Origin of the sequence: Nitrospirillum amazonense (assembly GCF_007828035.1) — a bacterium.
Taxonomy (GTDB): Bacteria; Pseudomonadota; Alphaproteobacteria; order Azospirillales; family Azospirillaceae; genus Nitrospirillum; species Nitrospirillum amazonense.
On sequence record NZ_VITV01000004.1, the window covers coordinates 205,095 to 231,608 of the forward strand.

At 68.8% G+C, this 26,514-nt stretch carries 25 protein-coding genes; 16 read left to right on the plus strand and 9 right to left on the minus strand.

What is annotated here, in order from left to right; all coding sequences use genetic code 11:
- Nucleotides 1-372: 372 nt before the first annotated feature.
- From FBZ87_RS12385 to phoB, 4 genes are all read left to right on the plus strand, one after another.
- Complete coding sequence (locus FBZ87_RS12385; RefSeq protein WP_145610635.1) at nt 373-2,658, plus strand: NADP-dependent malic enzyme; 2,286 nt, start codon at nt 373-375, stop codon at nt 2,656-2,658.
- Nucleotides 2,659-2,979: 321 nt separating this feature from the next.
- Nucleotides 2,980-4,488: an ATP-binding protein gene (locus tag FBZ87_RS12390; protein WP_145610636.1), complete on the plus strand. Its 1,509-nt coding sequence runs from the start codon at nt 2,980-2,982 to the stop codon at nt 4,486-4,488.
- 240 nt (nt 4,489-4,728) lie between these two features.
- Nucleotides 4,729-5,493, plus strand: a complete 765-nt coding sequence (gene phoU, locus FBZ87_RS12395) for a phosphate signaling complex protein PhoU (RefSeq protein ID WP_145610637.1) — start codon at nt 4,729-4,731, stop codon at nt 5,491-5,493.
- A gap of 98 nt (nt 5,494-5,591) precedes the next feature.
- Nucleotides 5,592-6,296 carry a phosphate regulon transcriptional regulator PhoB gene (gene phoB / locus FBZ87_RS12400; RefSeq protein WP_004272237.1) on the plus strand — a complete coding sequence of 235 codons (705 nt, stop codon included), beginning with the start codon at nt 5,592-5,594 and terminating at the stop codon, nt 6,294-6,296.
- Nucleotides 6,297-6,351: 55 nt separating this feature from the next.
- Here the strand turns inward: phoB and FBZ87_RS12405 are convergent, their stop codons facing one another.
- On the minus strand, nt 6,352-6,738 hold the full coding sequence (locus FBZ87_RS12405) for a hypothetical protein (RefSeq protein ID WP_145610638.1): 387 nt from the start codon (nt 6,736-6,738) through the stop codon (nt 6,352-6,354).
- Nucleotides 6,739-6,749: 11 nt separating this feature from the next.
- Nucleotides 6,750-7,922 carry an FAD-dependent oxidoreductase gene (locus FBZ87_RS12410; RefSeq protein WP_145610639.1) on the minus strand — a complete coding sequence of 391 codons (1,173 nt, stop codon included), beginning with the start codon at nt 7,920-7,922 and terminating at the stop codon, nt 6,750-6,752.
- 147 nt (nt 7,923-8,069) lie between these two features.
- Here FBZ87_RS12410 and FBZ87_RS12415 point away from each other — a divergent pair, with 147 nt between their 5' ends.
- From FBZ87_RS12415 to FBZ87_RS12435, 5 genes are all read left to right on the plus strand, one after another.
- On the plus strand, nt 8,070-8,906 hold the full coding sequence (locus FBZ87_RS12415; protein WP_145610640.1) for an AraC family transcriptional regulator: 837 nt from the start codon (nt 8,070-8,072) through the stop codon (nt 8,904-8,906).
- Between the two features lie 244 nt (nt 8,907-9,150).
- Nucleotides 9,151-9,936: a PIG-L deacetylase family protein gene (locus FBZ87_RS12420; protein WP_186454735.1), complete on the plus strand. Its 786-nt coding sequence runs from the start codon at nt 9,151-9,153 to the stop codon at nt 9,934-9,936.
- A 121-nt stretch (nt 9,937-10,057) separates the two neighbouring features.
- On the plus strand, nt 10,058-10,912 hold the full coding sequence (locus tag FBZ87_RS12425; protein ID WP_246134377.1) for a class I SAM-dependent methyltransferase: 855 nt from the start codon (nt 10,058-10,060) through the stop codon (nt 10,910-10,912).
- Between the two features lie 2 nt (nt 10,913-10,914).
- Nucleotides 10,915-12,453 (plus strand): 2-polyprenylphenol 6-hydroxylase, encoded by a 1,539-nt coding sequence (gene ubiB, locus FBZ87_RS12430; RefSeq protein WP_145610642.1) that lies wholly within the window; start codon nt 10,915-10,917, stop codon nt 12,451-12,453.
- Between the two features lie 288 nt (nt 12,454-12,741).
- Entirely contained in the window at nt 12,742-13,746 is a 1,005-nt protein-coding gene (locus tag FBZ87_RS12435; RefSeq protein ID WP_145610643.1) for an aspartate-semialdehyde dehydrogenase, read from the plus strand.
- Between the two features lie 78 nt (nt 13,747-13,824).
- Here the strand turns inward: FBZ87_RS12435 and FBZ87_RS12440 are convergent, their stop codons facing one another.
- Nucleotides 13,825-14,115 carry a hypothetical protein gene (locus FBZ87_RS12440; protein ID WP_145610644.1) on the minus strand — a complete coding sequence of 97 codons (291 nt, stop codon included), beginning with the start codon at nt 14,113-14,115 and terminating at the stop codon, nt 13,825-13,827.
- A 287-nt stretch (nt 14,116-14,402) separates the two neighbouring features.
- Here FBZ87_RS12440 and FBZ87_RS12445 point away from each other — a divergent pair, with 287 nt between their 5' ends.
- Nucleotides 14,403-14,663: a hypothetical protein gene (locus FBZ87_RS12445; protein WP_145610645.1), complete on the plus strand. Its 261-nt coding sequence runs from the start codon at nt 14,403-14,405 to the stop codon at nt 14,661-14,663.
- Nucleotides 14,664-14,839: 176 nt separating this feature from the next.
- On the opposite strand, the gene FBZ87_RS12450 is transcribed toward FBZ87_RS12445, so the two are convergent.
- From FBZ87_RS12450 to FBZ87_RS29175, 4 genes are all read right to left on the minus strand, one after another.
- A complete protein-coding gene (locus tag FBZ87_RS12450; RefSeq protein WP_088870580.1) occupies nt 14,840-15,793 on the minus strand; it encodes an acetyl-CoA carboxylase carboxyltransferase subunit alpha in 954 nt (317 codons plus the stop codon).
- A gap of 125 nt (nt 15,794-15,918) precedes the next feature.
- Complete coding sequence (locus FBZ87_RS12455) at nt 15,919-16,986, minus strand: site-specific tyrosine recombinase XerD (RefSeq protein ID WP_145610646.1); 1,068 nt, start codon at nt 16,984-16,986, stop codon at nt 15,919-15,921.
- A gap of 5 nt (nt 16,987-16,991) precedes the next feature.
- Entirely contained in the window at nt 16,992-18,833 is a 1,842-nt protein-coding gene (locus tag FBZ87_RS12460; protein ID WP_145610647.1) for a hypothetical protein, read from the minus strand.
- Nucleotides 18,814-18,954, minus strand: a complete 141-nt coding sequence (locus tag FBZ87_RS29175; RefSeq protein WP_157999514.1) for a hypothetical protein — start codon at nt 18,952-18,954, stop codon at nt 18,814-18,816. Before FBZ87_RS29175 ends, FBZ87_RS12460 begins: the two co-directional genes overlap by 20 nt.
- Nucleotides 18,955-19,368: 414 nt before the next feature.
- Between FBZ87_RS29175 and FBZ87_RS12465 the strand changes: the two genes are divergently transcribed.
- The 3 genes from FBZ87_RS12465 to FBZ87_RS12475 all read left to right on the plus strand — a co-directional run bounded on the left by FBZ87_RS12465 (nt 19,369) and on the right by FBZ87_RS12475 (nt 21,753).
- Nucleotides 19,369-19,965: a shikimate kinase gene (locus FBZ87_RS12465; RefSeq protein WP_145610648.1), complete on the plus strand. Its 597-nt coding sequence runs from the start codon at nt 19,369-19,371 to the stop codon at nt 19,963-19,965.
- On the plus strand, nt 19,962-21,089 hold the full coding sequence (aroB, locus tag FBZ87_RS12470) for a 3-dehydroquinate synthase (RefSeq protein ID WP_145610649.1): 1,128 nt from the start codon (nt 19,962-19,964) through the stop codon (nt 21,087-21,089). Before FBZ87_RS12465 ends, aroB begins: the two co-directional genes overlap by 4 nt.
- A gap of 85 nt (nt 21,090-21,174) precedes the next feature.
- Nucleotides 21,175-21,753, plus strand: a complete 579-nt coding sequence (locus tag FBZ87_RS12475; protein WP_145610650.1) for a DUF2889 domain-containing protein — start codon at nt 21,175-21,177, stop codon at nt 21,751-21,753.
- On the opposite strand, the gene FBZ87_RS12480 is transcribed toward FBZ87_RS12475, so the two are convergent.
- Complete coding sequence (locus FBZ87_RS12480) at nt 21,750-22,022, minus strand: BolA family protein (protein ID WP_145610651.1); 273 nt, start codon at nt 22,020-22,022, stop codon at nt 21,750-21,752. The two genes, FBZ87_RS12475 and FBZ87_RS12480, sit on opposite strands and share 4 nt — an antisense overlap.
- Before the next feature lie 182 nt (nt 22,023-22,204).
- Here FBZ87_RS12480 and FBZ87_RS12485 point away from each other — a divergent pair, with 182 nt between their 5' ends.
- The 3 genes from FBZ87_RS12485 (at nt 22,205) to cobT (ending at nt 25,763) form a co-directional block, all read left to right on the plus strand.
- Nucleotides 22,205-22,783 carry a J domain-containing protein gene (locus FBZ87_RS12485; RefSeq protein ID WP_145610652.1) on the plus strand — a complete coding sequence of 193 codons (579 nt, stop codon included), beginning with the start codon at nt 22,205-22,207 and terminating at the stop codon, nt 22,781-22,783.
- A gap of 83 nt (nt 22,784-22,866) precedes the next feature.
- Nucleotides 22,867-23,859, plus strand: a complete 993-nt coding sequence (gene cobS, locus FBZ87_RS12490) for a cobaltochelatase subunit CobS (protein ID WP_088870572.1) — start codon at nt 22,867-22,869, stop codon at nt 23,857-23,859.
- Between the two features lie 17 nt (nt 23,860-23,876).
- Nucleotides 23,877-25,763, plus strand: coding sequence for a cobaltochelatase subunit CobT (cobT, locus tag FBZ87_RS12495; protein WP_145610653.1), 1,887 nt, complete (start codon nt 23,877-23,879; stop codon nt 25,761-25,763).
- A 70-nt stretch (nt 25,764-25,833) separates the two neighbouring features.
- Here the strand turns inward: cobT and FBZ87_RS12500 are convergent, their stop codons facing one another.
- Nucleotides 25,834-26,391 carry a hypothetical protein gene (locus FBZ87_RS12500; RefSeq protein ID WP_145610654.1) on the minus strand — a complete coding sequence of 186 codons (558 nt, stop codon included), beginning with the start codon at nt 26,389-26,391 and terminating at the stop codon, nt 25,834-25,836.
- Between the last annotated feature and the right edge of the window lie 123 nt (nt 26,392-26,514).

The following is a 26,514-nucleotide window of genomic DNA, read 5'->3' on the forward strand; positions in this document are numbered from 1 at the left end:
AATGCCCTGTCGGCGAGGATGCCGAATAAAATCTAGGCGGGCCGCAGACTGGATCCAAGGTTGGCGTCCGTAAAAGGTATGTCACGGGGGCGGTCCTGCCCCAAACCGCCGCCCCCGTGACGCCGGTCCCGCCAGCCCCGATTGGGCGGGACCATGCGGATGCGCGCCCCCGCACGCATCCCGGCGCCGCCCCCGACCTACCGCGATTGCAGCCCCGCCCGCGGAACAGAGGTCGGGGGCGGATTTGCCCGTGACCCCGCCCGGATCGCTCAGCTACCATCGCGCGCAATAATCACAAGGGCCGGCACCGACCGGCCCGGCAATCAAAGGGCCGGCGAAGACCAGCCCGCAAACGCGGTGGAGAGAGAACGTATGGCTGATACCGAGAAGCGCGTCACCGACGCCGAGGCCCTGCATCTGCACGCCAGCGGCCGTCCGGGCAAGCTGGAGGTCACGCCGACCAAGCCCCTGACGACCCAGCGCGACCTGTCGCTGGCCTATTCGCCCGGCGTGGCGGTGCCGTGCCTGCGCATCCATGAGGATCCGGCCACGGCCTACGACTACACCGCCAAGGGCAACCTGGTGGCCGTCATTTCCAACGGCACCGCCGTGCTGGGATTGGGCGACCTGGGGGCGCTGGCCTCCAAGCCGGTCATGGAAGGCAAGGCCGTCCTGTTCAAACGCTTCGCCGATGTCGACGGCATCGACCTGGAGGTCGACACCCGCGACGTGGATGAGTTCATCAATTCCGTGCGCTACCTGGGGCCCAGCTTCGGCGGCATCAACCTGGAAGACATCAAGGCGCCCGATTGCTTCATCATCGAGCAGCGCCTGCGCGAACTGATGGACATTCCCGTCTTCCACGACGACCAGCACGGCACCGCCATCATTGCCGCCGCCGGCCTGATCAACGCCCTGCATCTGACCGGCCGCAGCATGACCGACGCCCGCCTGGTGGTGAACGGCGCCGGTGCGGCCGCCATCGCCTGCGTGGAATTGATCAAGTCCATGGGCGTGCCGCATGAGAACGTGACCCTGTGCGACACCAAGGGCGTCGTCTACCAGGGGCGCACCAACGGCATGAACCAGTGGAAGTCGGCCCACGCCATCACCACCGACGCCCGCACCCTGGCCGAGGCGGTCAAGGGCGCCGACGTGTTCCTGGGCTTGTCGGTCAAGGGGGCCCTGACGGCCGAGATGGTGGCCACCATGGCGGCCAAGCCCATCATCTTCGCCATGGCCAACCCCGATCCGGAAATCACGCCGGAAGAGGTGAAGTCGGTGCGTGACGACGCCATCGTCGCCACCGGGCGGTCGGACTATCCCAACCAGGTGAACAACGTCCTAGGCTTCCCCTACATCTTCCGCGGCGCCCTGGACGTGCGGGCCAGCACCATCAACGACGCCATGAAGATTGCCGCCGTCAACGCGCTGGCCGAGCTGGCGCGCGAGGACGTGCCGGATGAGGTCGACGCCGCCTATTCCGGCCGGCGCCTGCGCTATGGCCCGGAATACATCATCCCCGTGCCCTTCGACCCGCGCCTGATCGTGAAGGTGCCGGCGGCCGTGGCCCAGGCGGCCATGGACACCGGCGTCGCCAAGCGTCCCATCACGGACATGGAGGCTTATGGCCGGGCCCTGCGCCTGCGCCTGGACCCCACCGCCGACAGCCTGCAGCAGATCTTCGACAAGGTGAAGGCCAACCCCCGCCGCGTCGTCTTCGCCGAGGGTGAGGAGGAGCGGACGATCCGCGCCGCCTTGGCCTTCCGCTCCGCCGGCTATGGCACGCCCATCCTGATCGGCCGTGAGAAGGTGGTGGCGGACCAGATGGCCGCCCTGGGCCTGCCCCAGGGCAGCGCGCCGCTGGAGGTGCGCAACGCCCGCCTGTACCAGTCCTCGGAAAACCAGCGCTACACCGATTTCCTGTACGCGCGCCTGCAGCGCAAAGGCATGCTGCACCGGGACTGCCAGCGCCTGGTGAACCAGCACCGCAACGTCTTCGCCGCCTGCATGGTGGCGCTGGGCGACGCCGACGCCGTGGTCACCGGCCTGACCCGCGACTTCTTCACCTCGTACGAGGAGATCGGCCACGTCATCGATCCGCGCGAGGGCGCGCCCGCCTTCGGCCTGTCGGTGCTGGCGCTGCGCAAGCAGACGGTGTTCATCGCCGACACCACGGTGCATGAGCGCCCGACCGCCCAGCAGCTGGTCCACATCGCCGAGGGGGCGGCCCGCATGGCCCGCCAGATGGGGCACGAGCCCCGCGTGGCCTTCCTGTCCTTCTCCAACTTCGGCCAGCCGATGCGGGAGCGGGCGCAGCATGTGCGCGACGCCGTGGCCCTGATGGACCAGCGGGGCGCCGACTTCGAGTATGAGGGCGAGATGTCGGTGGACGTGGCCCTGGACCACGACCTGATGAAGCGCCTGTACCCGTTCAGCCGCCTGTCCGGCCCGGCCAACGTGCTGATCATGCCGGCGCTGCACACCGCCAACATCGGCGCCAAGCTGCTGCAGAAGATGGGCGGCGGCACGCTGATCGGCCCGCTGCTGATCAACCTGGAGAAGCCGGCGCAGATCGTGCAGATGGGCGCCACGTCCAACGAACTGCTGACCGCCGCCGTCATGGCGGCCCACGACAGCCTGCACACCGCAGGCTGATCGGGGGCAGGCTGACCGGGGGCAGGCTGATTGCGGCTGGCGGGACGGAAAAAAGCGTATCCAGTATACATACGCCGCCGGCCATGGCCGGCGGCGGTGCTTAAGTAAAAAAGGGCCATGGCTGGCGGGGGAGTTCCCGATGGCCGTGGCCTTTTCTTATGAAGCGGGATAGCTCCACGGCCGGTCCCGGGATTAAACTTCCATGACGTGGGTTCCTGGCGCCATTCCTGCGCTATGTTCGGTGCAATGAACGGGAAGGCGCACTTTTGACCTGGCCTGTTTTGGCCGTGTCACGGGAATCAGCATGGGTGGGTTTGGGAGATGAGTCGTTTGGAAACGCGCCCCGATCGTTTTGTCGCCATCGCCGTGCTGATGCTGGCGCCGACGGCGGCGCTGCTGGGCGCGCTGGTGATCGCCGGGCGGCTCAACATCCTGCTGGCACTGGCGGCCTTCGCCCTGGTAGCCGCCGTGACCGCCGTCGCGCGCCACCTGGTGCTGCGCGACAGCCGGCTGATCGCCGCCTACCTGGACCAGGTGCGGGACCGCCGCACACCCCTGCCCCCGCCCCAGGCCCGCACCCTGACCGGCGCCGCCCTGCTGGAGGACATCGCCCAGCTGCACCAGAACTGGCTGCGCCACCGGGAGGAGATCGAGCATCGCCTGGCCGCCGACGAGGCGGTGGTGGAGGCCCTGCACGATCCCCTGATGCTGGTGGACGACAAGCGCAAGGTGGGCCGCGCCAACAGCGCCGCCCGCGCCCTGTTCGGCGACCGCATGCTGAACCGTGACCTGGCGGTCAGCGTGCGCAACCCCGACGTCCTGGCGGCGGTGGACGCCGTGCTGGCCGGCGGCGACAGCCGGCGGGTTGAATTCACCCTGCCCCTGCCGGTGGAGCGCGTGCTGGAGGTACGGGTAACGCCCTTCCGCCCCGCGGCGGAGGACGGCGCGCCGGAGCATGAGATCACCGCCATCGTCACCCTGCACGACATCACCGCCATCAAGCGGTCGGAACAGATGCGGGCCGACTTCGTGGCCAACGCCAGCCATGAGCTGCGCACGCCCCTATCCACCCTGGTGGGCTTCATCGAGACGCTGCGCGGGCCCGCCCGCGACGACGCCGACGCCCGCGACCGCTTCCTGGCCATCATGCAGGAGCAGGCCGGCCGTATGTCGCGCCTGGTGATGGACCTCCTGTCCCTGTCGCGCATCGAGCTGGATGAACACACCCACCCGACCGGCGAGACCAATGTCGCCCAGCTGGTGCACAGCGTGGTCGCCATGCTGGAGTTGAAGGCGGCGGCGCGCAAGATCACCATCCGCGTTCAGGGCGGCGAAGACCTGCCGCGCGTGCAGGGGGACGAGGACCAGCTGACCCAGGTGTTCCAGAACCTGATCGACAATGCCATCAAGTACGGGCGCGAGCAGACCGACGTGGTGGTGTCGCTGGAACGGGCCGAGGCGCCGCCGGCACCGGGCGCCACCGGCATCCGCGCCCGCCAGGCGCCGCAAAAGGTGGCCGGCATCAAGGTGTCGGTGACCGACAAGGGCGAGGGTATCGCCCGCACCCATCTGCCCCGCCTGACCGAACGCTTCTACCGCGTGGACGCCGCCCGCAGCCGCGCCTTGGGCGGCACCGGCTTGGGCCTGGCCATCGTGAAGCACATCGTAAACCGCCACCGCGGCCGGTTGACCATCGACAGCGAGGTGGGCAAGGGCAGCACCTTCACCGTGCACCTGCCCGGCGTGGAAAAGGCGGCGGAGAAGGCGGAAAAGCCCGTACCCCAATCTGCCCCGAATCTGTCACAGGAAGGCGGCCGGGGTGCCGCTTGAGGGTGGGCCGGCGCCGGGCATACCCGTGGTAGCGCTACCCCCGTATGAGATAAGCCACTGAGGTAGCATAGCTTTCAGGGCACAGCTCGCCCGGATGCGCCGTCATAAAACTGTCGCTTATCTGTAGCAATTCCATAGCGACCTGCCGCTATGGTCCACCCTGCCCGACCGGCGATGTGTCCCGCCGGCCGCCGTTTTTCATGCCCCGGCCAGGACCGCCGGGGGTGGGGTGGTAAGAAGATGCCGGCCGAGCATACGGTTAAGTCGTTCGAGCAGCAGCTGCAGCGCCTGTCCAACCTGATCACCCAGATGGGTGGCGTGGCCGAGGCCCAGGTGGACGGCGCCGTCCAGGCGGTGGTGCGCCGCGACGTGGACCTGGCCGCCCGGGTGATGCAGGCCGACCACCAGCTGGACGACTATGAACGCGGCATCGAGCAGGAGGCCGTGCGCATGCTGGCCCTGCGCCAGCCCGTGGGCAGCGACCTGCGCGAAATCCTGGCCGCCCTGAAGATTTCCGCCGACCTGGAACGCACTGGCGACTATGCCGCCAACATCGCCAAGCGCAGCATGGCGCTGGCCAAGCTTCCCGCCGTGCGGCCCGTCAGCGCCATCCCGCGCATGGGCAAGCTGGTGGAAAGCATGCTGAAGGACGTGCTGGACGCCTATATCGACCGCGACGTGGGCAAGGCCATCGACGCCTGGAACCGGGATGAGGAGCTGGACGACCTGTACACCAGCCTGTTCCGCGAGGTCCTGACCTATATGATGGAAGACCCGCGCAACATCACCCCTTGCACCCACCTGCTGTTCATCGCCAAGAATCTGGAGCGGGCGGGCGACCACGCGACCAACATCGCGGAGACCATCCACTTCCTGGTGCTGGGCCAGACGCTGACCTCCGACCGGCCCAAGCATGACCAGTCCAGCTTCGTCGTCGGCCCCACGGCCGATGTCGACCTGCACGGCAGCGGCCTGCACGGCGCCGACGCCGTGGACGATCTGTGAGCCCTTCCCCCCGGGCCGTTCCTCACGCCCGAGCCTATAGACGACTTAGACTTGCCACCGCTTACCCGACCCCGGACAGCCAGTTTTAGGGACACCCCATGAACGCCTCGTTGAAGCCCTTGGTTCTGATCGTCGAGGACGAAGCCGACCTCGTCACGCTGCTGAGCTACAACCTGGAGAAAGAAGGCTTCCGGGTGCTGACCGCCGGCGACGGCGAGGAAGCGCTGCTGCTGGCCGACGAGCAGGCGCCGCACCTGGTGCTGCTGGACTGGATGCTGCCGCTGATGAGCGGGCTGGAGGTCTGCCGCCAGATGCGCCGCAACCCCAAGACACGCGAAATCCCCATCATCATGCTGACCGCCCGGGGTGAGGAGGCGGACAAGGTGCGCGGCCTGAACTCCGGCGCCGACGACTACATCTCCAAGCCCTTCAGCCCGACCGAGCTGGTGGCCCGCATCCGCGCCGTGCTGCGCCGGGCCGTGCCCTCGCTGGCCGAGGAATTGCTGCGCTATGGCGACATCAGCATGGACCTGGCGGCCCATCGGGTGCGCCGCAACAGCCGCGACATCCACCTGGGCCCGACCGAGTTCCGCCTGCTGCGCCACTTCATGCAGCACCCGGGCCGCGTGTTCTCGCGGGAGCAGTTGCTGGACATCGTCTGGGGCCACGACGTCTATGTCGAACCGCGCACCGTCGACGTGCACATCCGCCGCCTGCGCAAGGCCCTGAACGAGGACACCGAGCTGGACATGATCCGCACCGTGCGCTCGGCCGGCTACGCCCTGGACATGAAGTCGGCTTGATATTTCCATATCGGCTGCGCGAGGGGAAACCACGTGCCGCTGCTTGGTACCCGCATCAGGCGGCGAGGGCGGCCGTCGCCAGATTCGCCGCCTCATCCGCCGTGGCGGCCACCTCCATCGCCACGCCGAAGGCCTTGACCGCCATGACGGCCTGGGCTTTGAAGGCGGCACGACGCACCGCATTCGGCTCCACCGTGATCACCGCGCGGCATAATCCCGCCAAGGTGTCGCGGTTGCGCTTCAGCCATAGGCCGCGCAGGCGCCGGTCTTCATGCGCCTCCCCCTCCGGGGGATCGCGCATGATGATGACGAAGGGCAGGCCCCGTTCCAGCAGGGCGTCCATCTCCCGTTCCCACTGCGGCGCGTAGCCAGGCCGGGTGGTACCGGGGCGGGTCGTCACCACGGGAAAGCGGCTGAGATCGTGTATCTCGAACAGGCTCATCCTCAATCTCCTTAAAACACATCCGCGAATAATGTTGCGGCGCCCACTTCCGAGAGGTGGATGGCGCGGGCGGCACGGGTGCGCATCTCCGCCTCATACTCCCGCGCCGCCGCCGTGGCCGATGGAATGCGAGACAGGCTGGCCGCCAGCACGGCGGCGTCGCGCAGCGTGACGTTGCCGCCCAAGCCGCCGGCGGGACTCATGGCATGGATGGAGTCGCCCAGGAAGGTGACGGGGGGCGGCGCCCAGCAGGGCCACGTGCGGGCCAGCCGCGCGCTGCGCACCGGCAGCAGTGCCATGCCCCTGGGATCGGCATGCCGGAACAGGCCGCGCAATTGGGGATGCCAGTCGCGCGCCAGATGATCCGCCACCACCGCCGGCGCGGCATCGGGGAAGCGCCCCATCAACCGGGTCTTGGGGCCAATCAGCGCCCAGTACAGATAGTCGTCCACGGGACTGAGCCCGCCCCGCTCGCCCTCCGTGGGGTCGAACAGCATGGGCTCGACGATGCCGGCATAGCCGTCGGCGAAGACCACGCTGGTACCGGCGCAGAGGTCGTCCCCCACCGCCGCCCGCACTTGGGATGTCAGGGTGGTGCGGCCGTAAAGGCAGACCGCGCCCACGTCCAGCGGTTCCGCCTGAGGCATCAACTGCCGGCGAACGGCGGAATTGATGCCATCGGCCGCCACCACCAGGTCGGCCCGCACCGACGTGCCGTCGGCGAAGGCGACGTGAGCCCGACCGTCCTCGCCCACGGCCACGGCCTGGAAGGCTGCGCCGAACCGCACCCGGTCCGCCACGCCGGTCAACAGGATCTCCCGCAGGGTCTGGCGATGGGCGCAAAGGTCGTCCGCCACCTCCCGGTTGGGGGCAACGTCATCAGCCGCGCTCCATACCGCCGGCGCCCGGCCGGTCACCGGCACCAGCCGACCGTCCAGGAAACGGGTGCGGGGAGCGGGCACGGCGCAGGTGCGCCGGAACAGGTCATATAGGGCCGGGGAAAGGCAGCGGGCCAAGGCATCGGCACCGTCCGCGTCGATGCGCAGGCGATAGCCCTGGGAGCGGCTGTCCACGCCCGCATCCCGTTCATACACCACGCAGTCGATTCCAGCGCGCGTCAGCGCCTGCGCCAGGCAAAGGCCACCCAGGCCCGCGCCGATGATCGCCACCTGCGTCCCGTCCATCTCGTCACCGTCCGCCAAAACTCCGCACTGGGGATTCGGTACCGTGAAACAGGACAAGCTTGATAACGACAGTCGGACGAAAAATAATGCGAAACGGCCAAACCGATCGCCAGCCGCCCGCCCAGCCATCCGCCCTTTGGAACGCCCATGCGCCACACCCACGACACCGCCCCCATGACCAAGGAAGCCTTCCTGGAGATGTGCGAGCGGACAGACGGCCCGCCCGTCGTGACCTTCTGGGGCAGCCATTCGGCGGAGGACCGGACCCACATGGGCACGCGGGAGATCGACTGGCACGCCCATCGGCGGGGGCAGTTGTTCTGCATCGCCAACGGCCTGATCCATATCCGCACCGCCCATGGGTCCTGGATGCTGCCACCGTTGCGGGCCGGGTGGATACCGCCCGGCATGATGCACAAGTTGACCATCAGCGGCGCGCTGTTCGGCTGGGGTATATTGCTGACGCCGGAGGCCAGCGCCGGCCTACCCGATCGTCCCTGCGTCATGGGCATCAGCGACCTGTTGCAGTCCCTGGTGCGGCGGGTGGCGGAATGGCCGCTGGAGGCGACGCTGACGCCGGAGCAGGAGCGGCTGCTGGCCGTGCTGCTGGACGAAGTCCGCCTGGCCCCGGATGAACCGCTGCACCTGCCCATGCCCACCGACCCCCGGCTGTTGCGCTTGGCCCTGCGCCTGCTGGAGACGCCGGACGACGACCGCACACTGGACGTGCTGACGCGCGACGCTGGCCTGTCGGAACGCACCGCCCGCCGCCTATTCGCGGCGGAAACCGGCCTGAGCGTGACCCAGTGGCGCCAGCAGGCCCGGCTGACCCTGGCCCTGGAACGCCTGGCGAAGGGGGAGGCGGTGGCGGAGGTGGCGGACGCCCTGGGCTATGCCACGCCCAGCAACTTCATCGCCATGTTCCGCCGGGCCTTCGGCGAGCCGCCCGCCCGCTATTTCGCCCGAAGGGGAGCCGCAGCCTGACCCTCCGCCCAGGGCTGCCCATCAAGCCCGCTACCGACCGAACCGGACATGATCCCACCGTGCGGTCGGCCGGCGACGCCCCGGGCATGGCGTCAGCGTGAGTTGCGGGTCGCGGGATGCGAACGCAACGGCGGCGACCCCAGCCGCCCTTGGCCTTTCCGGTATGTCTGACTTGTCCGCCGGCCCGTACCTGCAGCATGCTGTGGGCGGACCAGGCAGCGACCCCGGGCATATGGCGATTCCGATGAACCCGCTCGACGCCGCGTCGGCCCTGTTCCTGCAGCCTCACTACGACGACGTCGCCCTGTCCTGTGGCGGGACGGCGGCATTACTGGCGACGGGCGGGAAGCCGGTCACCATAATCACGGTCTGCGCCAGCGACATCGTGGCGACCATGGTGGATGACTTCGCCGCCTGGAAGCATGAGCGGTGGCGCATAAGCGATCCGGACGAAGTGGTCCGGATCAGGCGGGCGGAGGACCAGGCCTCCGCCGACGCGCTTGGGTGTGACTTGCGCTGGCTCGGCATTCCCGACGCGATCTACCGGGGCGAGCGCTACACCAGCGACGCCGATCTTTTCGGACCCATCCATGCCGAAGAATTGGAGATGGTGGACCACATGGCGGAAGAACTGGTCGGCCTACCGGAATGGCGGGAGGGAGATACGGTCTTCGTTCCGCTGGGCGTCGGCGGCCATGTCGACCACCGTATCGCCTTCGCCACGGGCGCCGCCCTGGCGGATCGCGGCGTGACGGTCTTCGCCTATGTCGATTGCCCCTACGCCATCCACACGCCGTCGGGCGTACCCGCCCGGCTGGCGGAGGTTGGCGATCGCCTGGGCAGCCCAGTGACCGTGCCGGTCGCAGACGAGGCTTTCGAGCGGCGGTTGGCGGCCATCGCCTGCTACACATCGCAGGTCCCCATCATTTTCCGTTTCACCGACGACTGGCGCGCCGCCGTGCGGCGCTTCGCCGAGGAAACCGGGGACGGAAGACCGGCCGAACGATTCTGGCGGGTGCGGCCGCGTTGAGGCTTGGCCGGCTTCTGGTCCCCCGCCGAATGGATAAGCCGTTTATCCTGCCACCTTTTCAGGGCAGGGCTGCCCACCAAGCCCGCTACCCAAGCGTCCCTGCCGACGCTATGGTGCCGCCATGGTCGACCATCCTACGCCCCCGCCCTTCACCGCAGACACCACCGCCACCGACGCCCTGACGGCGCAGGAGCGGGAAGCGCGATCCTTCGGTTTCCGCGCCATCAACCCGGCGGAGAAGGCGCCGCTGGTGCAGGGCGTGTTCTCCAGCGTCGCCAGCCGCTACGACATCATGAACGACCTCATGTCGGTGGGCATCCACCGGCTGTGGAAGGCGGATTTCGTCAGCCTGGTGAACCCCCGCGCGGGCGAGACCATCCTGGACGTGGCCGGTGGCACGGGCGACATCGCCTTCCGCATGGCGGCCAAGGCGCCCGCCGCCCGGATCATGGTCTGCGACCTGACGGAAGCCATGGTGCGGGTGGGCCGCGACCGCGGCATCGACAAGGGGTCCATGCCAGGCTGGGACCAGGCACCGGAAACGCGCGGCGGCCTACCCACTGGAGGGTTACAGTGGACCGTGGGCAATGCCGAGTCGCTGCCCCTGCCCAACCGCTCGGTCGACGCCTACACCATCGCCTTTGGCCTGCGCAACGTCACCCATATCGACAAGGCCCTGGCCGAGGCCTATCGGGTGCTGAAGCCCGGTGGGCGCTTCTACTGCCTGGAATTCAGCCAGGTGAACCTGCCCATCCTGCGGGAGCTGTACGACCGCTACTCCTTCGAGGTGCTGCCCCGCATCGGCCAGGTGGTGGCGGGCGACCGCGACAGCTATCAGTACCTGGTGGAAAGCATCCGCCGCTTCCCTGAGCGGGAGGCGCTGTGCCGCCGGCTGGAGGCCGTGGGCTTCAGCCAGGCCAAGGCCCGGCCGCTGACGGGTGGCGTGGCCGCCATCCATTCCGCCTGGCGCGTCTGACCATGCTCCGCATCCTGCGCAACCTGCGCCGCCTGTACATCATCGGGCGTACGCTGGGCCGGCATGGCGCCCTGTTCCCGGAGGAATTCCGCGACGTGGCGCCGGGCGTGGCCCTGGTGTTGCGCCTGATGAACAACAACCGGGCGCCCGGCCGCAAGGGCCAGCGCCTGGCCGCCGCCATCCAGGAGCTGGGCCCCAGTTTCATCAAGCTGGGCCAGGCCCTGTCCACCCGGTCCGACCTGGTGGGCGACGCCGTGGCCGAAGACCTGGCCCTGCTGCGCGACCGGCTGCCCCCCTTTCCCACGCCCCAGGCCGTGGCCATCATCGAGGAGCAGCTGGGCCGCCCGCTGGGTGAGATTTTCCAGAGCTTCGAGCCCGAGTCGGTGGCCGCCGCCAGCATCGCCCAGGTGCACTTCGCCGTGACGGCGGAGGGCAAGGAGGTGGCGGTGAAGGTGCTCCGCCCCGGCGTGGAACTGGCCTTCCGCCGCGACATCGACCTGATGTTCTGGCTGGCCGGCCTGGCCGTGCGTGTCCTGCCCCGCCTGAAGCGGTTGAAGCCGGTGGAGGTGGTGGAAACCTTCGCCGAAACCGTGCGCATGGAAATGGACCTGCGCATGGAGGCCAGCGCCGCCTCGGAACTGGCCGACAATTTCAAGGGCGACGTCACCTTCAACATCCCCAAGGTGGATTGGGACCGCACCAGCCAGCGGGTGCTGACCATCGACCGCATCCACGGCATCCCCGTGGATCAGGTGGACGCCATCCGCGCCGCGGGCTTCGACCCCGACGACGTGCTGCGCCAGGCGGCCAATTCCTTTTTCAACCAGGTGTTCCGCGACGGTTTCTTCCATGCCGACCTGCACCCGGGGAACATGTTCGTCAACATGTCCGGCCACCTGGCGCCGGTGGATTTCGGCATCATGGGCCGGCTGGACCGGCAGACGCGGCTGTATCTGGCCGACATGCTGCTGGGCTTCCTGAACCGCGACTATCGCCTGGTGGCCGACGTGCATTTCGATGCCGGCTACGTCCCCGCCCACCAGTCGCGCGAACTGTTCATGCAGGCCGCCCGCGCCATCGGCGAACAGGTGCACAACAAGCCGCTGCACGACATCTCCGTCGGCCGGCTGCTGGCCCAGCTGTTCGCCGTGACCGAGCAGTTCGAGATGGAGACCCAGCCCCAGCTGCTGCTGCTGCAGAAAAGCATGCTGACGGCGGAAGGGGTGGGCCGCGCCCTGAATCCCAAGCTGAACATGTGGGAAGTAGCACGCCCGCTGATCGAGGAGTGGATGCGGGAGAACCGGGGGCCGGAGGCGCGCCTGGCCGAGGCCGTGCGCAACCTGAGCGCCACCGCCCACAAGCTGCCCCTGCTGCTGCGCCATGCCGACCGCCTGGCGGAGCATCTGGATAACGGCGGCGTGCCCATAGATCCGCGCAGCATCGACGACCTGGCCACCCGCCTCAAAAGCGGGCGGGGCGGCTGGCAATGGGCCGCCATCCTCGCGCTGACGATCGCCGTCACGGTGCTGGCGCTGCGTTAACGCGTCCCTCAAGCGCCGGGCGCCGCCATCCGGCGGCTTGGCTTCCTCACCTTTTAGTTCGCCTTCGGCTCCCCAAAAAATTCCGGCGGACGCTGTCGCGTCCTACCGGCCTAAACGAGCCCGGCAACGGAGGGACGACATACGCAAACCCTAACCAAAACTTGCGCGGCGCGGCCTTGGCCACAAGGCAGCCCTGCGAGTCGTCCGCTTGACGCGGGTACGAAACGAACAAGAGGATGGCGCCTCTCGTTCCACATATTTCACCCTTCGTCTTTGAGGAATTAGGTCATGGCCTTGCCCGTCGTTGCCATCGTCGGCGCCACCGGTGCCGTTGGCGTCGAGCTGCTTGAGTGCCTGGAGCAGCGTGATTTCCCCCTGTCCGAGCTGCGCCTGCTGGCGTCGGCCCGGTCGGCCGGCAAGACCATGACCTTCAAAGGCAAAGAGATCACCGTCCAGGCCCTGGATGAGAACAGCTTCGACGGTGTCGACATCGCCCTGTTCTCCGCCGGCGGTTCCATCTCCAAGGTCTACGGCCCCATCGCCGTCAAGGCCGGTGCCGTCGTCGTCGACAATTCCAGCGCCTTCCGCCAGGACCCCAATGTCCCCCTGGTGGTGCCGGAGGTGAACCCCGAGGCGGTGAAGCAGCATCAGGGCATCATCGCCAACCCCAACTGCTCCACTATCATCGCGCTGGTGCCGCTGTGGCCCCTGCACGTGAAGAACCGCATCACCCGCTTCATCGCCGCCACCTACCAGGCGGCGTCGGGTGCCGGTGCCGCCGCCATGGAAGAGCTGCGCGAAGGCACGCGCGCCTATCTGGAGGGCAAGCCCTTCACCCCCACCGTGCTGCCCCACCCCTACGCCTTCAACCTCTTCAGCCACAACGCCAAGGTCGACCCGGCCAACGGCTATAATGAGGAGGAGATGAAGATGGTGAAGGAGACGTGGAAGATTTTCGGCGACGCCGACATCCGCATCTCCGCCACCTGCGTGCGGGTACCCGTGCTGCGCGCCCATTCCGAGGCGCTGACCGTGGAGTTCGAGCGGCCCATCACCCCGGCCGAGGTCAAGGACATCCTGGCCACGGCCCCGGGCGTGCGCATCGTCGATGACGTGGAGAAGAACTACTTCCCCATGCCGGTTGACGCGTCGGGTCAGGGCGACATCCTGGTGGGCCGCATCCGCCAGGACATCAGCGACCCCAGCGGCCGCTCCATCCAGCTGTTCGTCGCCGGCGACCAGTTGCTGAAGGGCGCGGCGCTGAACGCCGTACAGATCGCCGAGCTGCTGTAAGAAGAACCTGCCTAGACCATTCCAGGACCCGCGAGGCGACGAGCTTCGCGGGTCTTCTTCATGGGGAAAGTCCAAACGTCAGAGACAGTTGCCCCGTCCACATTCGATCGCCAGCATCACGGTGCCAATAACGGGGAAAAGAACGATCGGCGCGGTCGCCAGTAACCACCAGCGCCGTCGCCAGCGGATGACATTGATCACCGATATGGCCCAACCCAAGACCGTCCCCCAGAATAGGGCGGGGTGGCGGACAACCCCTTCAAGCCATCCGTATTGGGCCACCGCCATCCAGACAGCCATCGCCACGGCAATGGCGACCGCGACCCCGGTCATGGCGTTCTGCGCGGAAGGTGAATTGATGTCGATCACAGCAATGGTGCACCGCAGGTAATTGACACCATTGCAAAATATCAGTTCCCACGAAGCGGATTACAACCCGCCATCTTATTCCTTTTGAATTATGCCCAGATGGGCCGGCCGGCCCCCTCCCCCATCCCGATGGGAAAAATCGGCCGCAGGCCCAACTTTACGGTCGCGGAAAAGCCTCAATTGGTCGCAATATCCTGGTTGTCCGGGGTCGTTCCCGGGCGAACCCCAACCAGGGACCTCGCATGCATCCGCATGAGGCGACCGGAGCCCCCAATCCGGAACCCGGCATGGCCGCCGCCGTAATGGCAGCCACCCCCAGCACCCTTGATACCCCGCCGCCCCAGCCCCGTTCCTCCGCCGCCCCCGCCCGCCAAATCCTGGACGCGGTCACGCGCTTCCGGAAGATGGGGTGCCGCAACGTCAGCCTGACCCTGACCCGGTCCACGGACACCATCCTGGACGTGCAGGCCATGCTGACCCTGGCGGGCCTGGCCAGCGACGTGCAGCCGGCCGGCGGCGGCTGCTCCCGCCTGGTGCTGCGCAGCTAGCTAAGGCCGCTTCCGGATCGGCGCTGTTCCGCTTCCCCGTCCACCGGGTCGGGGAACGGGGAATACTTTTCCCCACCGGCAGCGAGATCGGACAAAGAATAAAGGCGCCCTCCCACCGGAAGGCGCCTTTTCATTTGGATCGGGGGCAGAGCTTACCCCAGGCCCTTCTGGCAGTCTTACCCCAGGCCCTTCTGGCCCATGCTCAGATACTTCTCGCGGCGACGGGCGATCAGGGTGCCGCCGTCCTGGCCACGCATGGAGTCCAGGCTGTCGTCGATGGCGTTGCCCAGCGCCAGGATGGTTTCCTCGCGCCGGCGGTGCGCGCCGCCGATGGGCTCCATGACGATGCGGTCGATGACGCCCAGTTCCTTCAGGTCCTGGGCGGTCAGGCGCAGGGCCGCGGCCGCGTCGGCGGCGTTGGTGTTGCTGCGCCACAGGATGCCCGAGCAGCCTTCCGGCGAGATGACGGAGTAGATCGAGTGCTCCAGCATCAGCACCCGGTCGGCCGTGGCGATGGCGATGGCACCGCCCGAGCCGCCTTCACCGATGATGGCGGAGACGATGGGAACGCGGGCGCGCAGGCAGGTCTCGATGGACTTGGCGATGGCTTCCGCCTGGCCGCGCTCTTCCGCACCCACGCCCGGATAGGCGCCGGCCGTGTCCACCAGGGTGATGACCGGCAGGTTGAAGCGGCTGGCCAGTTCCAGCAGGCGCTGCGACTTGCGGTAGCCTTCCGGCTTGGCCGAACCGAAGTTGTGGCGGATGCGCGTGTCGGTGTCGTGGCCCTTTTCCTGGCCGATGACCACCACCGACCGGCCGCGGAAACGGCCCAGGCCGCCGACGATGGCGCGATCCTCGCCGAACACCCGGTCCCCCGCCAGCGGCGTGAAATCGGTGATCAGGGCGTTGATGTAATCCAGGCAGTGCGGCCGGTTGGGATGGCGCGCTACCTGGACCTTCTGGGCCGGCGTCAGCTTGGCGTAGGTCGAGCGCAGCAGCTTGTCGACCTTGTCCTCAAGCTTGCGGACCTCGTCGGCGATGTTGAGACCGCCGCCATCGGACAGGTGGCGGAGTTCATCGATCTTGCCTTCGAGTTCGGCGATCGGCTTTTCAAATTCAAGGAAATGCATGGGTTCGGCTTACAACTGCTTGTAAGGGGTGCGGCACCGAGGAGCGGGTCGCACAAAGGTCGAAGGCGGCTGATTACCATGAGCGCGGGCCAGGGGCCAGCGCTATCGAAACCCGCATCTTGCGGCTACCCCTTGCGTGGGCCACGAACGCCAGGGTTTCCCTTGGCCCCCGGATTTTCTTTGGCCAGCGGGTGGTGGTCCTCCACCGTGCGGCGCAGGCGTTCACCCACCACATGGGTGTAGATCTGGGTGGTGCCGATGTCGGCATGGCCCAGCATCTTCTGGACGGAGCGCAAATCGGCGCCGTGGTCCAGCAGATGGGTGGCGAAGGCATGGCGCAGCACGTGGGGGCTGACCTTGGCCGGGTCCAGGCCGGCGGCCAGCGCCAGATCCTTCAGCAGCTGGCCGAAGCGCTGCCGGGTCAGCGTGCCGCCCGAACTACGCGAGGGGAACAGCAGGCTGGCCTGCCTGGCCTCGCGCCCCGGCGAGAAGAAGGCGGCGCGGTGGGGCAGGTAGGCCGCCAGCGCGTCCCGGGCCGGGGGGGACAGGGGCACCATGCGTTCCTTCCCGCCCTTGCCCTTGACCACCAGCACCCGGCCGTCGCGGCTGAAAGCCGACAGCGGCAGTCCCACCAGTTCGGAAACGCGCAAGCCCGTGGCGTAGAGCAGTTCCAGCAGGGCCGCCAGGCGCAGCCCCTCCGCCCCGCCCTGGGCCGCCGCCGTGTCCAGCATGCGGCCGACGTCGTCCTCGGACAAAATCTTGGGCAAGGGGCGGCCCAGGCGCGGGCCGTCCAGCACGGCGGCCGGGTCGATGTCGCGCCGGCCTTCCGACACCAGAAACTTGTAGTACTGGCGCAGGGCCGACAGGCGGCGGGCCACGGTGCGCACCGCCGCCTGGGTGCCGTCGCGGCCCAGATGGTCCAGGTAGGCGCGCAGGTCGTCGGTGCCCGCCCGGTCCAGGGCGGGACCCTTGCCGCCCTTCTGGCCGGCGATGAAGCGGGCGGCATCCACCAGGTCGCGACGGTAGGCGTCGCGGGTGTTGGCCGCCGCCCCCCGTTCCGCCACCAGCATGTCCAGGAAGGCATCCACCCCCGGGGGCAGCGCCAGGGTGGCGCCGCGCGGCCGGCCAGGGGAGCGCTTCTTGGGAGCGGCACCCCCGGTCGTGGCCTGATCCTTCGGGACGCGCGGCGCCATGACCGTTACGGCCCAGCCAGGACGGCCACCGCCTCCAGCGCCAGGCGCCGGGCGTCGTCCTTCAGACCAACGGCGGTCAAGGCCGACAGGGCATGGGCCGTGACTGTCGGCGCGGTGGCGGCGGGACCGGCATCCGCCAGTTCCGCCAGGGCCAGCACCGCCACCTCGCCCCGCCGGGGCACGGCGATCGACTGGTCCAGGCGCAGCCAGGACGCGGCGTCGGGAATCACCCCGGGCGCCTCGACCACCGGTGCCGTGCGGGCCAGCAGCAGCGGATCCACCTTTTCCCCCGCTGCGGTCAGCAAGGCCAGGATGGAGGCGGCACGCAGGCGGGACGGGGCGTCGGCATCCGCCTTCACCGCGTCCAGCCACTGGGCCCAGTTGGCGCCATCGCTGGGCAGCAGGCCGCCCAGCACGGCCAAGGGCACCAGGCGCAGGTAGGCCTGAAGGGGCTTGCCCTCAACCTTTCCATCTTTAGGGGCATCCTGCGCCGCCTGGCGGGCCAGCTCGAACCATGGCTGGGCCAAGTCGCGCCGGTTCTGCAGCAGCAGCAGACGGGTGGCGGCCGGGGCCAAATCCTTCAGCGCCGGCCCGGGGGCCAGCCCTTCCAGTTCCTGGGCCAGCAGATCGCCCCAGGCGCCGGCCAGCAGGGCCGGATCGCTGACGTCCACCGCCTTGGCCAGGATGGCGCCCTTCAGCGACGGGATCGTCTCCCCCGTCAGGGCCTGGTAGAGGATGGCGCGCTGGTCGGCGCCCTGGCGCTTGTCCGCCACGCCCACGGCGTTCTTCAGGTCGTTCGGGCTGACCTTGGCCGCCTTGTAGAGGGGGGCCAGCGCCGCCGACGGCAGGGTACCATAGCTGGCGGCGCGGTCGCCCGCCGCCAGCTTCAGCGCCGCCGCCGTGTCGGGCAAGTCGGCCACGGCCGCTGCCGCCGCCGGGTTCAGCGCCAGGATCTGCGCCGCCGGCACCTCCGCCGGCAGGCCCCGGTTCATGGCGCGGGCCAGCGCCACCGCCTCGGCCGACACGGCGGTGAAGCCCTTGAGGGCGCCCTTCTGTCCACCGGCCGCCACTTCGGCAAGGCGGGAGAAGCCGTCGTCCTTCACACCCTGTTCCCGCATGATGTCCAGCGAGAACATGATGTTGTCGGTGGACCCGCCGCGCACCTGGCAGACGACGCCCAGCATCTGGATCTCGCCGTCGTTGAAGCGCTTCTGCAGGTCGGCCATCTGGTCGCAGGCCGCCCCGTCGCCGGTCAACAGCGACAGGCGGGCCCAGGCTTCCGCCCCGCCGGCATCGTCCAGCGCCGTGGGCAGGGTGGCCATGGCATCGGCGTGCTTGCCATCCCCTAGCAGGGCCAGCCGTTCCAGCCGGAGGCCCAGGAAATTGCGCGCGTCCTTGCCCGCCTGAGGCGCGGTGCCGGAAGACATCAGCACCCGGCCCAGCAGGGCGCGCACGGCCGGCGAGGGGCTGGACTGCGGCAGCGAGGCCAGCGCCCGGTCAAGCAGGCCGCGCGGACTGTCCGCCCACAGCGCCTGGCCCAGGCCTCCCTGCCCCGCGTCCAGCAGTCCGCCCCCGTCCGGCGTGACCGCCGCCAGGGTCTTGACCTCAAAGGAGGAGGCGCGTGGCGGGGGCGGCGTGTAGGCCCCCCCCAGGGGCGTAGGGCCGGGAGTAGGACCGGGCGCGGCCGTGTCGGTTCCGGCTGGGGGCGCGACCGTAGGGGAGGTCGCCGGTCCCTGTGGCCAAAGCGGCGTCGGCCCGCTGGAGGTTTGCGCGAACGCCACCGGCGCCGTCATCAGGCCGGTGATCAGCGCCAGGCCCCAAAACGCCTTACTGCGGGAAGCGGTCATTGGAGATCACCCGTTCGGTGGGCGCGGACGGCGCCGGGGAGGTGGTGGCGGCCACGACCAGGGCGGCGCCGGCACCGCCGAGGACAACCAGGGCGATCAGGATCAGGAGGAGCTTTTTCATCGTGGGATCGGCATCAATCGCTGATAGGGAAGGGCGAATTCAGAAAGAAAGTTGCGAGACCATGTCGGCTCAAGCAAGGCCGCAGTGCGCGAGCCCCCGGTGGAGTTAAGGGACAGGCGGGGTCGACTGTGTTATGCAGTCCCCCCGAACCGTTTCCCCCTGTGGTGGCGCCCACCAGACTGGCACGGGAAAACGGGGCCTGACAGTCCGCCTGAAGCCGCAGGGCCAGGGGGACGGCCGGGTCTAGGGATGAAGAACAACCCCCGGAACGGGGCACGGCTTTCAGGTCTCGGCTGGAATGGATGACACGGCAAACATGGTGTTAGCGCTCGGCACTGTAGCGTCCGCCCCCCCGGCGCGCAACGCCACCCCGACCCGCCGGGTGCCCGCCCCCGCGCTGCGGGGGGACCGGTGATGCGTCCCATGCTGCGCCAGCGCCCGCCCCGCACCCTGGTCCTGGTGGGCCTGATGGGGGCCGGGAAGACCAGCATCGGCCGCCGCCTGGCCGCCCGCCTGGGCCTGCCCTTCGTCGATGCGGACCAGGAGATCGAGCGCGCCGCCGGCTGCAGCATACCCGAATTCTTCGAGCGCTATGGCGAGCCCGCCTTCCGCGAGGGGGAACGCCGGGTGATCGCCCGCCTTCTGGACCAGCCGCTGCAGGTACTGTCCACCGGCGGCGGCGCCTTCATGGACGCCGACACCCGCGCCCTGGTGCGCCAGCGCGCCCATTCCATCTGGCTGCGGGCGGAGTTGGACCTGCTGGTGCAGCGGACGGCGCGGCGCGGCAACCGCCCCCTGCTGAAGGACAGCGACCCGCGCGAAACCCTGCGCAAGCTGATGGAATTGCGCCACCCCTACTATGCCCAGGCCGACATCACCGTGGACAGCGGCGACCGCCCGGCGGAGGACACCGTGGACCGGGTGGTGGAGTCCCTGCAGGCCTATCTGGACAACCAAGCGGATACCCAAATCCCGGAGACGCGGGCCCAGCCGGCCGCGGTGCAATCATGAGCAAGACCCTGTCCGCCAGCCCCGTCCGCGTGAACCTGGCCGATCGGTCCTACGACGTGCTGGTCGGGTCCGGCCTGATTGAGGGGGCTGGATCACTGGTGGCGCCCATCGCCGGCAAGCGGCCGCTGATCATCCTCAGCGACGAGACCGTGGCGCCCCTGTACCTGGGCACCCTGACCCGCTCGCTGGAGGCCGCCGGCGCCCGCGTGCTGGACCCCATCGTCGTGCCGGCGGGCGAGGCCACCAAAAGCTTCCACCATCTGGAAGCCGTCCTTGAAATCCTGCTCTCGCGCGGCATCGAGCGGGGCGCCATGCTGGTGGCCCTGGGCGGCGGCGTCATCGGCGACCTGGGCGGCTTCGCGGCCGCCATCGCCCTGCGCGGACTGGACTTCATCCAGGTGCCCACCACGCTGCTGTCGCAGGTGGACAGCAGCGTGGGCGGCAAGACGGGCATCAACAGCCGCCAGGGTAAGAACCTCATCGGTGCCTTTCACCAGCCGCGCCTGGTGCTGGCCGACATCGGCGCGCTGGACAGCCTGCCCCGGCGCGAGGTGCTGGCGGGTTATGCCGAGGTGGTGAAGTACGGCCTCATCGACCGTCCGGATTTCTTCACCTGGCTGGAGGAAAACGGCCCGGCCCTGGTGGCCGGCGACGCCGCCCTCCGCACCGCCGCCGTGAAGGAGAGCGTGGCCGCCAAGGCCGCCATCGTCGCCCAGGATGAGCGCGAGGGCGGTGTGCGCGCCCTGCTGAACCTGGGCCATACCTTCGGCCATGCCCTGGAGGCGGAGATGGGCTATAGTGGTGAGTTGCTGCATGGCGAGGCCGTGGGCATCGGCATGGTCATGGCGTTCGACCTGTCGGTACGCCTGGGCCTGTGCCCGCCGGACGACTTGGCCCGCATGCGCCGCCACCTGGTGGCCGTGGGCCTGCCGACGGGTGCCGCGTACCTCAGCAAGGGCCGCTGGACCGTGGACGCGCTGATGGCCCACATGGCCAAGGACAAGAAGGTGAAGGACGGCGGCATCACCTTCATCCTGGCGCGCGGCATCGGCCAGGCCTTCACCGCCCGGGACATCGATCCCGAGCCGGTGCGTGCCGTGGTGGCGGCGGCGCTGGCGGCGTGAGACGCGGGTTTCTTGACCGGGGTGAGGGCCGGCGCCCATGATGCGCTCCGCGTCCGTGACCTCGCTTTAAAAGTACCCTTGCCCCATGCCCCTACCCCCCGCCGCCGAGCGCACGCCGCTGCACACCCGCCGCGTCACGTGCCAGGGATACGAACGCACCGACGGCCTTTGGGATATCGAAGGCCACATCACGGACGAGAAGCACTACGCCTTCGACAACGAATGGCGCGGCATCATCCAGCCCGGCCAATTCCTGCATGAGATGTGGGTGCGCCTGACGGTGGACGACACGCTGACCGTGCGCGCGGTGGAGGTGTCGACCGACAACTCCCCCTTCCCGCATTGCCCCGCCATCCTGCCCAATTTCCAGCGCCTGGTGGGCCTCAGCATCGCGTCCGGCTGGACCAACGCGGTCAAGCAGCGCCTGGGCCGGACGGAGGGCTGCACCCACCTGGTGGAGCTGCTGGGCCCCGTGGCCACCACCGCTTTCCAAACCCTGGCGCCGGTGCTGAGCGCGCGGCGCAACGGCGGCAAAGGCGGCCCGCCGCCCGTGCTGAACACCTGCCACGTCATGGCCAGCGACGGCCCGGTGGTGAAGCGCTGGTTCCCGGAGCATTACACCGGGGCGCCCGAGACCGGGTCGGCGGAACCCGAAGGCGTCTAAGCCGCCTCTTCCGGCGTTAGGGTCTTGACCGACAGGGCGTGGACGCGCTCGGCCAACTCATCCTTCAGGATGTCGTAGACCAGGCGCTGGCGGGCGACCCGTGACTTGCCGGCGAAGGCGGCCGAGACCACCGTGACCTCGAAATGGGTCTCGCCACCCGGGGCGGCGCCGCCATGTCCGGCATGGGCGGCGGACTGGTCGTCGACGATCAGCGTCACGGGCGCCAGCGCCTGGGTCAGCTTGGTGTGGATGCGGTCGGCGTAGCGCATGGAAAATGCCCGGAATGGAGGGAACGTCCTATCCCCCTGAGGTGCGATGCCGGGGCGGCGCTGTCAATGGCTGGAAGGTGATTTCCAGCACCCGGGACAGCAGCCCAGCTTTGCCGCCGCAATGGTGGCGCGGGCGACCCGCCGCGCTTGTCACGGCCGGGGCCTGACCCCATACTTTCGCGATGCAGAAACAGCGCCCCGGATTCTCTTTCTCGTTCGACGATCCGCCGCAGGTCCAGGTCAGGGCCTGCGACCATCCCGGCTGCGCCGAGGTGGGGGAGTACCGCGCGCCCAAGAATCGCAGCCAGCTGAACGATTATTACTGGTTCTGCCTGGACCATGTGCGGGCCTACAACAAGGCCTGGGACTATTACCAGGGCATGAGCACGGAAGAGATCGAGCGCGCCATGCGCTACGACACCACCTGGCAGCGCCCCACCTGGCCCATGGGCGACTGGCGCACCCGGGAACGGAATCTACGCGACAGCATGAGCCGGGGCCATAGCTTCGGCGCCGACTGGGAAGCCGGCACGTCGCATCGTCCGCCTCCGCCCTCCCCCCGCACGCCGGAGGATGAGGCGCTGGACGTGCTGGGCCTGAAGGCGCCCATCGGATTCGCCGAGGTCAAGCAGCGCTATCGCGAGCTGGCCAAGCAGAACCACCCCGACACCCACGGCGGCGACAAGGACGCGGAGGAGCGTCTGAAGCGCATCAACCAAGCCTACAACGTGCTGAAAGCCGCCTATGCCGACCACGGCTGAGGCCGCACCGTTAACGCCAAGCCATTGAAACAATAACCAAGACCAACCGTTCTGTTCGATCTCGCAGGAAAGCCGACCGTCCCATGTCCCAGGAACCGACACCGATGAACGCCGCCTCGCTGCCCGACATCAAGATCTCCGTCCGCCAGACCTTCGGGATCGACAGCGATATGCAGGTGCCGGCGTTCAGCTCCCCCACGGAACATGTGCCGGAGATCGACAGCACCTATCGTTTCGACCGTGAAACGACCATGGCCATCCTTGCCGGCTTCGCCTACAACCGCCGCGTCATGGTCCAGGGCTATCACGGCACCGGCAAGTCCACCCACATCGAACAGGTGGCCGCGCGCCTGAACTGGCCCTGCTTGCGCGTCAACCTGGACAGCCACATCAGCCGCATCGACCTGATCGGCAAGGACGCCATCGTCCTGCGCGAGGGCGTGCAGGTGACGGAGTATCGCGAGGGCATCCTGCCCTGGGCCCTGCAGCATCCCTGCGCCATTGTCTTCGACGAGTACGACGCCGGCCGCCCGGACGTGATGTTCGTCATCCAGCGCGTGCTGGAGGTCGAGGGCAAGCTGACCCTGCTGGACCAGAACAAGGTCATCCGCCCCCACCCGGCCTTCCGCCTGTTCGCCACGGCCAACACCATCGGCCTGGGCGACACCACCGGCCTCTATCACGGCACGCAGCAGATCAACCAGGGCCAGATGGACCGGTGGAACATCGTCTCCACCCTGAACTACCTGCCCCATGACGCCGAAGTGAAGATCGTCCTGGCCAAGGTGCCGAGCTACGACACCGATGACCGCCGCGTGCTGGTCAACGCCATGGTGCGCCTGGCGGACCTGACCCGCGCCGGCTTCATCGCCGGCGACATCTCCACCGTCATGAGCCCGCGCACGGTCATCACATGGGCGCAGAACGCCGACATCTTCGGCGATGTCGGCTTCGCCTTCCGCGTCACCTTCCTGAACAAGTGCGACGAGGTTGAGCGCGCGGCGGTGGCCGAGTACTACCAGCGCTGCTTCGGCACCGAACTGCCTGAGAGCGGCGTGCGCGCCACCCTCGCCTGACGCGGGGGAACGAGCCCATGTCTTCCGACCGGGAATCGCCGCTGGAGGCGTTCAAGCGGGCCACCGGCGCAGCCGTCCGGGCCATCGCGGAGCGCGGTGACCTAACGGTGGGGTTTTCCGCCGAGCCGCCGGGCTACTCCGGCACGCGGGTGCGGGTACCCCTGCCTACGCGAGACCTGAACGTGCGTGACGTGGCGCCGGTGCGGGGGGCCGCCGATGCCGCGGCCCTGCGCCTGCGCCATCACGACGCGTCCGCCCACGCCCGCCTGTTGCCCACCGGCGACACCGCCCGCCTGGCCTTCGACGCGCTGGAACAGGCGCGGTGCGAAGCCCTGGGCGCCAACGCCATGGCCGGCGTGGCCGACAATCTGACGGCGGCGCTGGAGGAACGGTTCCGCCGCCAGGGCCTGGACCGGGCCACGGCGCGGGACCAAGTATCGCTGGCCGACGCCCTGCGCCTGATCGCCCGCGAGGCCCTGACCGGCGCCCCCGCCGCCCCCGCCACCCAGGCGGCGCTGGATTTGTGGCGCCCCTTCATCGAGGAAAAGGCGGGCGCCGACCTGGCCCAGCTGAAGGCCGCCATGGCCGACCAGCAGGCCTACGCCCGCGAGGCCCGCCGCATCCTGGCCGACCTGGACCTGGAGGTGGGCGGCGAGCCTGAGACGTCGGAAGAGGAGGAGACCGCCGAGACCGGCGACGCCCAAAGCCCCGAGGGCGCCGACAATGACGAAGCCGGCGGCGGCCAGTCCGACGATGCCGAGCCGGAGGCGACGGGGGAGCAGCAGCAGGCCGGCGGCCAGACGGAAGAAACCGCCGGCGCCGCCGAAAGCAGCGAGGGCGAGCAGCAGGAGATGGAGGGCGCCGGGGCCGAGCAGTCGGGCGAGCCCGGCGAGCCGTCCCGCCCCGATTTCGGCCGCAACAGCCTGGACAGCGGCAATTACCGCGCCTTCACCACCGAATTCGACGAGGTGGTGGGGGCCGCCGACCTGTGCGACGCGGACGAACTGGCCCGCCTGCGCATGATGCTGGACCAGCAGTTGCAGCATCTGCAGGGTGTCATCGCCAAGCTGGCCAACCGCCTGCAGCGCCGGCTGATGGCCAAGCAGACGCGCGCCTGGGTGTTCGACCTGGAGGAAGGCATTCTGGACGCGGCCCGTCTGGCCCGCGTGGTGGCCAACCCGGTGTTGCCCCTGTCGTTCAAGCAGGAGAACGACACCAATTTCCGCGACACCGTCGTCACCCTGCTGATCGACAATTCCGGGTCCATGCGCGGCCGACCCATCACCATCGCCGCCATGAGCGCCGACATCCTGGCGCGCACCCTGGAACGCTGCGGTGTGAAGGTGGAGATCCTGGGCTTTACCACCCGGGCGTGGAAGGGCGGGCAGAGCCGCGAGCGCTGGCTGGCCAGCGGCAAGCCCGCCGCCCCCGGCCGCCTGAACGACCTGCGCCACATCGTCTACAAGGAGGCCGACGCCCCCTGGCGCCGGGCCCGGCGCAACCTGGGCCTGATGCTGCGCGAAGGCATCCTGAAGGAGAATATCGACGGCGAGGCCCTGCTGTGGGCCCACACCCGCCTGATCGCCCGGCCAGAGCAGCGGCGCATCCTGATGGTCATTTCCGACGGCGCGCCGGTGGACGACAGCACCCTGTCGGTCAACAGCGGCAGCTATCTGGAAAAGCATCTGCGCAGCGTCATCGAGTACATCGAGACCCGCAGCCCGGTGGAGCTGATCGCCATCGGCATCGGCCACGACGTCACGCGCTATTACCGGCGCGCCGTCACCATCGTGGATGTGGAGCAATTGGGCGGCACGGTCATGGAGAAGCTGGCCGAACTGTTCGACGAGGACGACCGCCGCCCCGGGTCCGCCCGGCGCCAGGCGCGGGGCGGCCGCCGTTAGACCTGGCTCGCGCAGACGCGATAAGGGCCGCCAGGCGGACGCCGGGCGGCCCAAATCTTTTTGGAAAGGCTTACTTGCCGGCGGGCTTGGCCGCCGGCGCCGGCGCCGCAGGGGCCGGTGCGCCACCGGTGCGGGCCTTGAACACATGCAGCTGTTCGTTAAAGCGGGCGGCTAGGATTTGCATGTTGGTCACCACCGCGTCCTGCACGCTGGTCAGCTGCAGGAACTTCGCCACCGTCACCTTGTCCGGGTGCTGGGCCACCAGTTGGTCCACGCAGGAAATAAAGCCCTGGCCGCTGTTGACGTAGGACTGCATCTCCTCATGCGCCTTGCGCATGTCGGCCTCGGGCGCGGTCTTGCCGTCGGGAATGGTCGGCACCTTCTTGGGGAAAGGACAGGTCCAGCCGTCGTCGTCATCGGCCTTCGCACCGGCTTTGGCGCCAGCGGCCGGAGCAGCGGCAGCGGGAGCCGACGGTTTGGCCGCCGATGGCATGATGGGTGTGGAACCGGGCGCCGGATTGGCCGCCTGGGCCCAGGCGGGCGCAGCGCCGACGACCGCGAGGGCTGTCGCCGAGGCGAGGACGGGCAGGATCATCAAGGACCGGCGGACGGCGACACGCAGGCTCACGGGCAAAGTTCCTCAAAGACGAAGGGGTAACGGCGTCAGCATAAAGGACGGGCGCACTAAGGCATAGCCGACATGCAATGGCAAGCAGGGGCGGCAACCGGCCGCAACGCGGTTGCCGCCGCC